This is a genomic window from Clostridium sp. AF22-10 (genome assembly GCF_003478725.1).
Classification (GTDB): Bacteria; Bacillota; Clostridia; order Lachnospirales; family Lachnospiraceae; genus Otoolea; species Otoolea fessa.
The window spans coordinates 163,180-175,570 of record NZ_QUFZ01000005.1 but is presented as its reverse complement, the minus strand read 5'-3'; the positions used below and the strand labels follow the sequence as shown (position 1 = coordinate 175,570).

10 protein-coding genes and 1 pseudogene are annotated in these 12,391 nt (G+C 51.5%); 1 reads left to right on the top strand and 10 read right to left on the bottom strand.

Annotated features, from left to right (window positions below; translation table 11 throughout):
• Positions 1-174 precede the first annotated feature (174 nt).
• The 4 genes from DWX91_RS05755 to DWX91_RS05740 form a co-directional block, all read right to left on the bottom strand.
• A complete protein-coding gene (locus DWX91_RS05755) occupies positions 175-1,458 on the bottom strand; it encodes a lipopolysaccharide biosynthesis protein (protein WP_333490965.1) in 1,284 nt (427 codons plus the stop codon).
• Positions 1,458-2,318, bottom strand: coding sequence for a LicD family protein (locus DWX91_RS05750; RefSeq protein ID WP_243017741.1), 861 nt, complete (start codon positions 2,316-2,318; stop codon positions 1,458-1,460). Before DWX91_RS05750 ends, DWX91_RS05755 begins: the two co-directional genes overlap by 1 nt.
• A gap of 119 nt (positions 2,319-2,437) precedes the next feature.
• Positions 2,438-2,827: a threonine/serine exporter family protein gene (locus DWX91_RS05745; protein WP_243098983.1), complete on the bottom strand. Its 390-nt coding sequence runs from the start codon at positions 2,825-2,827 to the stop codon at positions 2,438-2,440.
• A 91-nt stretch (positions 2,828-2,918) separates the two neighbouring features.
• Entirely contained in the window at positions 2,919-3,725 is an 807-nt protein-coding gene (locus DWX91_RS05740; RefSeq protein ID WP_022360037.1) for a threonine/serine exporter family protein, read from the bottom strand.
• A gap of 244 nt (positions 3,726-3,969) precedes the next feature.
• On the opposite strand from DWX91_RS05740, the gene DWX91_RS05735 reads away from it, so the two are divergent.
• The gene (locus DWX91_RS05735; protein ID WP_118471454.1) at positions 3,970-4,563 is read left to right on the top strand and encodes a cupin domain-containing protein; all 594 of its coding nucleotides are present in this window, start codon (positions 3,970-3,972) and stop codon (positions 4,561-4,563) included.
• Between the two features lie 139 nt (positions 4,564-4,702).
• Here the strand turns inward: DWX91_RS05735 and DWX91_RS05730 are convergent, their stop codons facing one another.
• From DWX91_RS05730 to DWX91_RS05705, 6 genes and pseudogenes are all read right to left on the bottom strand, one after another.
• The gene (locus DWX91_RS05730) at positions 4,703-5,902 is read right to left on the bottom strand and encodes a metal-dependent hydrolase family protein (protein WP_118471456.1); all 1,200 of its coding nucleotides are present in this window, start codon (positions 5,900-5,902) and stop codon (positions 4,703-4,705) included.
• Between the two features lie 256 nt (positions 5,903-6,158).
• Positions 6,159-7,825 (bottom strand): annotated as a pseudogene (leuA, locus tag DWX91_RS05725) (2-isopropylmalate synthase).
• A gap of 309 nt (positions 7,826-8,134) precedes the next feature.
• Positions 8,135-8,689 carry a phosphatase PAP2 family protein gene (locus tag DWX91_RS05720; RefSeq protein WP_182431244.1) on the bottom strand — a complete coding sequence of 185 codons (555 nt, stop codon included), beginning with the start codon at positions 8,687-8,689 and terminating at the stop codon, positions 8,135-8,137.
• 23 nt (positions 8,690-8,712) lie between these two features.
• Positions 8,713-10,065 (bottom strand): MATE family efflux transporter, encoded by a 1,353-nt coding sequence (locus DWX91_RS05715; protein WP_118471462.1) that lies wholly within the window; start codon positions 10,063-10,065, stop codon positions 8,713-8,715.
• Positions 10,066-10,214: 149 nt separating this feature from the next.
• Complete coding sequence (locus DWX91_RS05710) at positions 10,215-11,504, bottom strand: type II restriction enzyme (RefSeq protein ID WP_118469225.1); 1,290 nt, start codon at positions 11,502-11,504, stop codon at positions 10,215-10,217.
• Positions 11,491-12,339, bottom strand: coding sequence for a DNA adenine methylase (locus DWX91_RS05705; RefSeq protein WP_118493355.1), 849 nt, complete (start codon positions 12,337-12,339; stop codon positions 11,491-11,493). Before DWX91_RS05705 ends, DWX91_RS05710 begins: the two co-directional genes overlap by 14 nt.
• Between the last annotated feature and the right edge of the window lie 52 nt (positions 12,340-12,391).

Here is a 12,391-nt window from a genome sequence, read left to right as displayed (position 1 = left end):
ATGTACTCTCGGAATCTTTCTGTGCTTGATTTTGTGAGATGTTTTTTTGTCAGTTGTGCCCAAATTTCTGAGGCGTACGCGGTGCGTACGTTGATGAAATTCGGGTGCGGCTGGCGGAAAATCAGCCACAAAAGCAAGTGCAGAAAGACTCCGAGAGTACATTCTAAACAAGTTCTATATCCCGCGTACCCGTCTCCGGTACATCACAAGCGACGTCAGTCCAAAGCAGGCAGTCAGTGCCGCCATCAAAAGCAGATACGAAAGCGATCCTCCCAGCAGTCCCGCCGCCCGTACACAGGGCGAAGAAATAAGGAGCGCCGCTGCCGTCACACCGACATAACCCAGAAAAATTCGTTTCTGCTCCTGCATAATGATGAGTGCATAATAAAACAGATTCACATACGCATTGAACGCGCCGCCCAGAATGATAAACGCCAGCGCCAGGCGGCATTCCCGCAGCATATACGCAATCTTCGGATATAACATTGAGAGAACCGGGATTCCGAGAATCCAGGCACCCCCGACTGCCAGCGCCGTAAGCGCCGCGATGATTGCCGCCAGCCGGCCTACCGTCCCGGCAAATTCCGGGAGCGCATTCCGCTCCCACTGATCCGAGAGTTTCGTGATATACGGGCGGATGACGAAGCCTGCCACCAGATTGATGACGCTGGTCGGCATAAAGATCGCACCGAATACCGCCTGATACTTGTCCGCCATATTGCCCTCGATCGCATATTTCGCGGCAGAAAAAATATAAAAATCCAGAATAACCGATAAAAACAGGACTACATTTTCTTTAAACAACAGCCCGACACGCCCGGAGCGGACCTCCCAGTCCACCTGCGGCAGATGACCGATTACCGAAAAATCAAACAGGCACACGCCCGCCAGCTGCGCCAGTACCGCCGCCAGGCAGGAGCCAACCAGGTTGTGGGTCGCATTCAAACTGCCTAAAAAGACACCGACCGATAAAACCGTCCTGAATGCGTTTGATTTGCCCGTCAGATACAGGCGTCCATCACGCTGAAATTCTGCCTCGTAAGCGTCCGCGAAACCGTCGATCACCTTGTACGCGACCATTAAAAACACCGTCGCCGCCTTGACAAAGGCATAGTCCCGGTTGATCACCGTCACATAAAAAAGCCCGGCTACCAGCGCCGCGCCGCAGGTCATCAGGCGCAGCCGCAGATATTCGCCAAACGTAAACCGCCGCCTCGTATCCGTGATCTGGAACGGGCGGATGCCAAAATAGGCCACCATAAACATATGCTGACCAAATGTAGAATACGCAAAGGAGAAGATACCGCCCTCATCCTCGCCGACAATCTGGATGACCGCGATCGTCAGCACCATGGACGCCAGTGCATAGAGAAAGCTCCCTATCATATTCCAGCTCATATTTCGTTTTTCAATCTGCCCGTCTCCACCGATCAGGGCGTTCGCTAAATATTTTACCACTACAGTATCTCTTCCTTTGAAAATTCCAGCCGGCTCGGCGTGTGTGTTTTGCGTTTTTCAACCGGCGGAAGCTGCATGAAATCGCCATACATTTTTGTCAGCATTTCCTCGATATTTCCTGGGAAATTCATGCGTCTGCCCTCAAATTCCAGCTTCCGGAGCGGATAACAGCGCGCCCGATCCACGACATTCCAGTATGGGCTTGTGTCCGGCAGAAATGCCATCCGGCGTGTCCGGTATTTATTGTATTTACGGCAGACCCGCTCACAGCGCATCCGCAGCCACTGAGGCGAGATATGGAGCAGCTTTATCGCCTTGTAGACCATCCCGCAGACCGCCCAGATAAGCTTCGCCTTGATGCCCCGCTGCTGCAGCGTCGGACGCGGAATCGCCCGCAGAATCATCAGCTTACTCCAGAACCAGGCCGTCCACGACTGAATCTGGTATAGAACCGGGTTGTCCGCCACATTGTCAAGCACATAAAGATCCAGAAAGATGCCGAACGGACAGTCCACATCCTTCATAACCTCCTCAACAAACACCGTCCCCTTCTTCACCAGACGGGTTGTCATCAGCGGATAATTGGGATATCGCTCTGCATTGAGAACCAGATACCGGTCGCTCATCTTCTTTTCCACGATCCGGAGCAGGCGCTCAAAATCCCGCCGCGGCATCGCAATATCGATATCGTCGTCCCAGGGAATAAATCCCTTGTGCCGCAGCGCGCCGATTCCCGTTCCGGCTATCCCGAAATATTCCAGATGATAGTCTTCACAGATCCGGATAAAATCATCCAGAATCGACAGAATCTCTCCCTGCAGCTGTTTCAGAACTTCTGGCTCATAAAATTTACTGTCCATATCGATGTCTGTCCCCTCCATCAAGCCCGCAGAACACCCCACGCCTGCCGCAGCTGATCATATTTTCCTTAATAGTATGAGGGTATTCTACTATATTTTAAAAGAAAAGTAAACCGCGGCTACTTTTTACCCTCTTTCTCAGGTTCCCACACCTCTATCTCCCGCTTCCATCCAAACAGGTGTCCCGGAAGCGAATATGCCGCTCCGATCCCCAGCCCGATTGCGACCGCCATCTTGATTGTATCCATGCCATACTGGAGCGCCAGCGCTTCCTGCCCCATGAAGAAGTTGTAGGCGGTATAGTAGATCGCCGCTCCAGGCACAAGCGGGAAGATGCCGCATACCAGAAAGAGGATCGTCGGCGCTTTCCGCTGTATCGCCAGACAGCGCGACAGCATCGTCAAGACCGCGCTCGCCGCGAAGGTCCCGATGATCGGCGTCTGATAAGCTGCCATGACCGCCAGATACACGCCCCAGCCGACTGCCCGCAGATACCACAGTCCAGCCAATACTTCTTCGGGACTCCAAACAGTGCCGAAAAGGCGGCAGTTCCGACACAGGCCGCCAGAAGCTGCCCCAGAATTTCCCCTGCCATTTCCATCAGAGCATACCTCCCATCGCAAACATCCAGAACCGCAGTGCCACACCAACTCCGATCGCAATACAGCCCGCCGTCAAAAAGGCGTCTACAAAACGGATCAGACCGGATAAATAATCATTTTCCAAAAAATTCCGAATCGAATTGGTCAGAGGCACACCCGGCGCCAGCGTGAACACAGCTCCGATCATGACATGATCCAGGCTTTCTCCCAGCCCGATCCAGCACAGCAAACAACAGCACAATGCAAGCACGCTGCTCGTCATGATCGTCTGCATCATCCGGGACGAAGAAAAGCGCGGAGCTGCGTATAAAAGGAACAAATACAGCAGCACTCCCGCCACAAATGCCGCCGCCGTATCGCGCAGGCTGCCCTGGAACAGGTAACAAAATCCAGCGCTTCCAATTCCTGCCGCCAGAACCTTTCCCCGATTTTCGAGCACTTTCATGTGTTCAATCTGCTCAAGGCGCATCCGCATCTCATAAGGACCGCATTTACCCGCCGCAATCTTTCTCGACAGATCATTTAAGGCATCCACCCGGCATAGAATCGTAGGTGCCAGCGGCACATAACAGATACGGCTGGAATAAAACCGCCCGTCAATCACCACATTTGAAAAAATCCCATTCGCAATCACATACGCATTAAATGCTTCAAGACGCAGCGCCCGCGCCGCATACTCCATCGCCTGCTCCGCCCGGAATACCTCCCCGCCATTGGAAAGAATCGCATTCCCCAGACGAGTCACCAAACGGAAGCGCTCGATCTGGGAACAATCCTCGATCGAAGCACGTACTATTTCCTTCATTCTGTTTCTCCCCCTGTTTTTATTTTCTGTCCACCTGTTTTCTCTATCCCATTTTCTCCCCCTTCTATCCGCTCACTGGTTCACTTCTCCAAATCCGCCGCCCATTTTGGTCTTTTCCCAAAAAATCGTTCCATTTCGAATTAAATTTACCCGTCAAAACTACCCCTTTAGTTGACGTTCCAACAAAAATCCTGTATAGTGGATATGTTATATTAAAGAATGATGCCGCAAGGGGGATATATCTATGGATCATAATGTTACCATCGGTGCCAAGGTGAAAGCCTTCCGTACCGCAAAAAAATACACACTGAAACAGCTCAGCGAAGAGTCCGGTCTGTCCATCGGCTTTCTTTCCCAGTTGGAGCGCGGTCTCTCTTCGATCGCAATCGACTCTCTGGCAAAACTTGCCACGATTCTCGGAGTCAGTCTGTCTTCGTTCTTTGACTCCTCCGCCGATCAGGAGAAATCCCCGGTCAGCCGGAGTTTTGCCATGCACTGTTCCCAGATCAACCCCCAGATCGTACAGTACCTGGTCAATGGAAATGCACAGGGATTCGCCTGTCTTCCGCGTATCTTCCACCTGATGCCGTCCGCCACCACAAGCTCTGAAAACCAGCTTGAGATGAATCAGCACGACGGTGAAGAATTTATCTACGTTCTGGAGGGTATCCTGACCGTATATCTGGACGGCAACGAATACTGCCTGAATCCGGGCGACAGTATCCAGATCCACTCCCAGACCCCGCATGACTGGGTCAACAACACAAACCGTGTCGTTAAGATTCTGACCGTACACACGCCGAATCCGTTTGTTCATGGGAATGAAGTCGTATTTTAATTACAGTCTGCGCGGTATAGAAACATAATAAAAGCTGTCTCTTTTAGAATTTCAAGATGTTTTTATTTTCTTTTTGGTTTTCCCATCTCAGGAAACAAAAACTCCTGCACTTCTGAAAAAGACAGCTTTTTCATATCTTTTACACCGTATACACCGTTTTTCCTGCCAGATACACTTCCAGCACATCATCCAGCGCACGAATATTCTTTGAGACATCTCCCTTTACAACCAGCAGATCCCCCGCCAGGCCCTCTTTCAGGCTACCCGTCTCCTTCTCGATTCCAAGCACGCTCGCCGCATTGTAGGTTGCGGTTCTCACTGCCTCCACCGGCGTGATTCCATAGTCTACCATATAGCCGAGTTCCTGATGAATCGGAAGCGGCGGTGCTTTGTAGAGTACCATGTCGCTGCCTGCCAGCACCGTAACTCCCGTGTCATAGAGCTTTTTGAAATTGTCCCGGTACGCCTCAAACGCCGGTTGGAAAAATGCCTGATCGTGAACGGCTCTGGCGGCGATCGGGTTGTCCATGTCCACACCCGCCTCGATCATCTGCTTCGTCTGCTCATACAAATACGTGTACGCCGTGATCGTCGGCGTCCAGGCGATTCCCTTTTCCGCCATCTGGCGCGCCTGCGCCTCTGTTAAAAAGGTTCCGTGCTCGATCGTGTCAAATCCCGCGTCAATACACATCTGAATCGACGGCTGCGTACCCGAATGAACCGCGATCTTCACCCCCTGGCGGTGCGCCTCATCCACCGCTGCATCCAGCTCTTCCTGCGTAAATTCCGGAATATCGCCGCGGTTGCTCGTCAGGATCTTGACCCAGTCAGCTCCCGCACGCAGCTGTCTTCGGATAGCGGCGCGCACGCCCCACGGGCTGTCCGCCTCCTCGACCCCATCCTGATGTCCGTGTCCTCCGGTCATGCAGATACCTGCGTCCGCATGGATGATCCGCGGAACCGCCACATACCCTTTCTGCCCTGCCAGACGCAGCTGCTTCATCAGATTGGGCGGGCAGGACAGATCGCGCACCGTCGTGATACCGAGCCGCAGCGACTGTTTCGCCTGCTCCAGCGCATAGTATGCCACCATATAATCGTCATAATTATCCAGATCCGGCTGGCTGTAGTAGTAGCCGAAATGCACATGCATATCAAACAGTCCCGGCAGGATCGTCGCCTCGCCGTAATCCTTTACCATCTCTTCCGGGTAGCGCCCCGCCGCTTCCGCAGCGTCTCCTATCCAGCCGATTTTTTCCTCTTTATCCAGATACACCGCCTGATCCTGCAAACAGGTTCTGCCATCTCCGGTAATTAAATACTTCGCCCTTAGAATCATTTTCACGGACTTCCTTTCTCTTTTTCATAAGCATGAAATTTTCAGTCGAATATCGTCATTTCACGCAGTTTTTCAGTTTTCTATATCGTAACACCGGGATTTTGTTCTTGTCAATATTGGAATGCGGAGTATCCGGTGAAACCTGTTTTAAAAAAGATGGGCAGGCAGAAAAAGAGCGGCACACATTTCTGCATACCGCCCAAACCAGCGACTGTCCACACACAAGCAGTCACTCTGAATTGATTCATTTTATTTTTTAGTAGAACAATCTGTTTACCGCACTGAAGATACCGCGGATAGATGCTCTCGTAATGTTAGAGCTGATGCCGACACCGTAGGTGCCCGGCCGCTCTTTACATCCATCAGATGGATGTAGGACGCTGCCTGTGCGCCGGAACCGGAACGAAGTGCATGCTCGTTGTAGTCCAGAACACGGATCTCGATGCCAAGTGCCTCCTCGATCGCTCTCTGTACCGCATCGATCGGTCCGTTACCTACGCCCTCAACGGTGCGCTCGGTGTCATGAGCGGTAAAGGTAAGAGTTGCAACGGTTGCGAATGCGCCGCCCTCGTACTCCTTGTCTGTGATCTGGCATTTTTTGAAGTGCATCGGCTCTTTTCTGTCCAGGTAGTTTGCACGGAACTCGTCCATGATCTGCTCCGGAGCTACCTCGCCCTGCTTCTCTGCAATCTTCTGGATAATGTCAGCAAACTCTTTGTGCATTCCCTTCGGAAGACGGAATCCGTAGAAGGAATCCATGACGAAGGCTACGCCGCCCTTGCCGGACTGGCTGTTGATGCGGACAACCGGCTCGTACTCGCGTCCGATATCACTCGGATCGATCGGCAGGTACGGAACCTCCCAGATGCCGTCGGTTCTCTTCTGCAGCGCCTGCATACCCTTGCTGATTGCATCCTGATGGGAACCGGAAAATGCGGTAAATACCAGCTTGCCTGCATACGGATGTCTCGGGTCAACGGTCATCTTTGTGCAGCGCTCACAAACCTCGGTGATCTCCTTTACATTTTCCAGATTTAACTCCGGGTTGATACCCTGGGAGAACATATTGTAAGCGATATTTAATATGTCAATATTACCAGTACGCTCGCCGTTTCCAAGCAGTGTACCCTCGACACGGTCTGCACCTGCTAAGAGCGCCAGTTCGGTCGCTGCAATGCCGGTACCACGGTCATTGTGCGGATGGATACTTAAAATAATGCTGTCACGGTTCTTAAAATGCCTGTTCATCCACTCGATCTGGTCTGCATATACGTTCGGAGTCGTCATCTCAACCGTTGCCGGAAGGTTGATGATGATCTTATTGTCCGGGGTTGCGCCCCACTCTTCCTGTACAGCGGTGCAGATATCCAATGCGAAATCAAGCTCGGTTCCGGTAAAGCTCTCCGGAGAGTACTCAAGGATTACTTTTCCGTCGTAATCTTTCATATATTTCTTTACCATGCGGGTACCATCGATCGCGATCTGCTTTACTTCCTCGCGGTCTGCATGGAATACAACCTCACGCTGTAAGGTAGAAGTTGAATTGTAAATATGTACGATCGCCTTCGGAATACCCTGGATGGCATCAAAGGTTCTCTTGATCAGGTGCTCGCGGCACTGGGTCAGAACCTGTACAACTACGTCGTCCGGGATAAGCTTGCGCTCTACTAACTGGCGCAGAAAATCGTACTCAATCTGGGAAGCTGCCGGGAAGCCAATCTCGATCTCTTTAAATCCAAGTTTTACCAGGAGATTGAACATCTCAATCTTCTCCTCTACGACCATCGGCTCAACCAGTGCCTGGTTGCCGTCGCGCAGGTCAACGCTGCACCAGATCGGCGCTTTCTCAATCTCTTTATTCGGCCACTCACGCTCCGGGTAATCTACCACCGGAACTCTCTTATATTTCTTGTAATTTAACATGTCTTTCTCCTCCATCACTCTATCCCTGGTCTCGTTCCAAGTACCTCATCATCAAAAAACGCATTTCCTATCATCCTAAGCTTTGGAGTCGATAGATCACGCCGTACCTTTTAACAATGAATAAAATTACTGATTCTGGTCTAACCCCATCATAATCATCCCTTTTCTATCATAAAAGAAATTATTTCGATTATAGATTATACCATCGGAAATAAAGGATATCAAGAGAAAAACGGGACAATTACAGGTGTTCTGGCATTACTGTACACGCATACGTGCCCAGTAACTTCTGGCATCTCTTACATAAAATTATCTATTTTTTCTGTCCTCTGGTTTTTTCATCTTCTGTCTCCAGGACCGTATCAGATGCGCTGCCAGCCGGTTTCCAAAATACCCAGCCGCGCATCCCACAATCATGCCGCCCAAAACATCGGTCGGGTAATGCACATATAAATACATTCTTGAAAACGCCATCAGGATCGCCAGAGGCAGCGTGATTTTCCACCATTTTTTCGCCCCGGCAAAGTACAGAGCCGCGACCGCAGCAAACGAAGCCGCCGTATGTCCCGACGGGAAGGAATAGTCCGCCGGGCGGGCAATGAGCAGCTGAATTGTCTGATTCACATCGCACGGACGGATCCGGCAAACCATAGGCTTTAGTAAGATATTACAGATGATCGCATCCAGACAGAGCGCTGCCGCCAGCGCAGCTCCCCATCTTCTCGTCCGCGGAATCATAAGCAGCAGGCATGTAAACAGAATCCAAATCATTCCTGCATTTCCAAGCCGCGAAATAAACACCATCCAGACATCGCCCACCGGCGTCCGCATCTGCTGAATCCAATCCAGTATTTGTAACTCCATTTTTATTTTGCTCCCTCTGTTTTTTACACAACTTTATGTGCGAGCCATCTCCGGCCCATAAAGCGGAATGTGAATACGATGCCCCGGATCGTCCAGTCTGTAAACATGCCGATCCACACCGCGATCGGTCCGAAGCCATGGACGCGGCAGAGATAAATGCACAGCGTCACCCGGAACGCCCACATACTGATGCAGGAGAGAATCATCGAAAACTTCACATCCCCGGCAGCCCGCATTCCATATGCCGGAATAAATGCGAGCGTCCAGACGATCGGCTTTACCACCGTGATCCATCCGACCATGTAGAGACACATCTTCGCACTCTCCGGCTCCATGCCGCCCAGAATCGTGACCGGTTTCGTCGCCAGAAATACGAGCGCACAGCTTGCGATGATGACGATCTCCGCCACTGCCGTCAATTTTTTGATATAATAGATCGCCTCATCCTTGCGCCCCGCGCCGAGACACTGTCCGACCACCGTCATCATGCCGATTCCGATACCGATCGCCGCGATGCCGTTTAAGTTTTCCAGAATATTCGTCATCGCCTGGGCTGCGATCGCGATCGTCCCGAGGGTCGAGACGGTTGACTGAATCGCAAGCTTTCCAAACTGGAACATCGCATTTTCGATACCGTTTGGGATTCCCAATGAGAGAATCCGCATAATCCGGCGTCCGTCCGGACGGATATGCAGATAGTCACGCACCGCAATTTCCTGGCTGGGATTGTGCAAAAAGGCAAACACCACCACTGCCGAGATAACGCGGGAACCGAGCGTGGCAATCGCCGCACCGGCAACTCCAAGATGGAAGCCCCAGATAAGCACCGCATTTCCGGCGATATTTAACCCGTTAGAGACGACCGCGATCGTCATCGGAAGCCTTGTATTTCCCTGCGCCCGGTAGATCGAGGAACCGGCATCATAGAGGGCGATAAATGGGAACGAAAGCGCCGTGTAGAAAAAATAGATCTGCGCTGCCTCCATGACATCCGCCTCGACGCTGCCGAAAATCAGCCGCAGCAGCGGTCCGCGTGTCAGAAGGCAGACTGCCATGACCGCCGACGAGATGCACGCCACCACAAAAGATAACTGTCTCGCGGATTCCTCCGCATTTTTCTTATCTTTCTGTCCGATGTACTGGGAGCAGACGATCGTGCCGCCTGCTGCCAGCGCATAGAATGCCTGTATCACTAAAATATTGATGGAGTCAACCAACGAAACCGCCGAGATCGCCGCCGCTCCCACGTTGCTGACCATAATGCTGTCCGCTGTACCCATCAGGGAGTTTAAAATCTGCTCTACGATCAGCGGAACCAGAAGAATCCGCAGATCGCGGTTGCTGAAAAGATGATTTGTCTGCTCTTGTCTGCCCATATGCTGTCCTGTAACTTTCTATATTTTATTCTCTGTCCAAATGGTCTGTTTTTCTAACGGTCAGGCATCACATGCACGGACGCCGCCGCATCTGAGACGAAATTACCCCCTTAGCATGATAACGGATAAATATAATAATTCCCATTTCCCTATCCTTCGTTCACCAGCGTCAGAATCCAGTACAGCCATGCTCGCACTGAACTTGACCTTCGCACGATCAGATTCTCCCCGCAGACCTGGTATTCCCGCATTTTCTTTGCGACATACTCCTTGTCCGGAACATCTCCGATCTGAAGGGCAGCTTCAAATAAATCGTGGAAAATCGGGTGTTCCAGAATCAGGCGGACGTATTCGAGCTGGCGCGCCCTATACGGCAGTTTCAAAAGCCGTCTTCCTATCGCCGTGATATGCACTTTCACGCCGTCCTCATCCGTCTGCTTCTCCGCCAGCCCCAGATAGCGGCACGCGTTGAAATAATAGTCCGACTGTCGCTCCTTAAATCCAAAAAGCTGCGCGATCTCCCCGCCCGTCATTGGATTCTCGTTCAGGCGCTCCACCAGTGAAATAACCTTGTAAAAGCTGTCCGCCTGGATAAAGGTAACCGCCGGTTCCGGCTTGACCTTTGTCCGTGCCCAGACATCGTATAAATCATCCAGCGTAATCTCGATTTCCTCTAAGCTGTAATTTCGCTCCTGCACCAGCCGCAGCGAATTGTAGTAGCGCAGGTCCGTAAATTCATATTCCAGCAGGCGGAAAATATTATTCGAATACACCATAAATACCGGACGGATCGGCTTGTGTATCTTCTCCGCCCAGAGTCTCGCCGGATAATAAAGCTGCCGGATCAGAAAATTGCTGTGGACGACGTTTTTTCCCTCGATCAGCGTAAATACATTCTCATTTTCAAATCCACCGTCGATCTCGACCTGCGAATTCTGTACCTGGATAAGTGGCTTTTTCTCAATCGGCTCTGATTTTTGATAGTCGCTGACATAAAACTCAAAATTTCCAGACCCCATCCGCCCCGAAACCGTCTGCACCATGCGATCCTCGCCCAGAAAATCATCCAGAATCCCCGTGATGCTCATAACGTTGATCGCGCTGGCTTCCGAGCGGATGTCATGAAGGTCGATCGACTCAAAGTAATCGGGTATCTTCGCGCTCGTCACCCGTTTGATATCGGACGGAATCTCCGGAAAATCCTGATACAAGTCAAACTCGCCCAGCACATAGCCGCCGCGCGACACCGGAAGAATCGAAATCTTCTTTCCAAACACCCGCGGCAGGGATTCCCGCGTGTCAAATTTCGTCATCAGACGCGGTTCCTTGACTTCGCGGATCTGGTCAGCGGTGATGTAAAACCGCCCATGTTTCTCAATTTCCCGCTCAATCCGGTATTTATCAAATAAAATTCTCCATTTATCATCAATCAAGCTCATAATTGCGTACCAGAACTTCCTGAATCTCTCCGCGCTTCTCCGGTTTCACGTTGATCGCGCGCTTAGCATCCACGTGGTCGATGATGTAATCTTTATATAAATCCTCGATAAATTCGCAGGACGAATTGGAAAGCAGGAACTTGATGCCCTTTGCATTCAACATGTCACACTGCTCTTTTAATGCGATCTGCTCTTCCTCCCCGAAGCCGCCCGCGGTGTAGCCCGTGAACGACGCCGACGAGCTAATCGGCATATAAGGCGGGTCAAAATAGACGAACGCGCCCTTCCGGATGCCCTTTAACGCCTCGCGGTAATCGCCGCATTTGATCGTAATATTCGCTTTATTTAAATACGCATTCAGCGCATGGATAGTCGCCTCGTTCGTGATATTCGGGTTCTTATATCTGCCCCACGGAGAATTGAACTCGCCGGAGCTGTTGACGCGGAACAGGCCGTTGTAGCAGGTCTTGTTCAGGTAAATGATCCGCGCTGCCCGCTCGACGTTGGTCCGCGTCTGATACGTCTCCTTGTCGCGATCCCACGCCCGCACCGTATAATAATACTCCTCGCAATTCTGTTCCTTATGGGCGCTCAGCGCCGCAATCAACGCTTCCGGCTCTTCCTTGATCATCCGGTATACATTGATCAGCTCTTCGTTGGAGTCATTGATCACCGCCTTGTTCGGCTGTCTCCCAAAGAGCACCGCACCGCCCCCGATAAACGGCTCATAATAGGTCGAACATTCCGGGATCAGCGGATTGATGCTGTCCAGCAGCTGCCGTTTGCCGCCTACCCATTTGAGGATGGGCATGACGAACGGATTTTTTCTTGACATCGGATAGGGTACCTCCTTCTGTTTGTCTTCCGGATACATTGCAATACAAAAA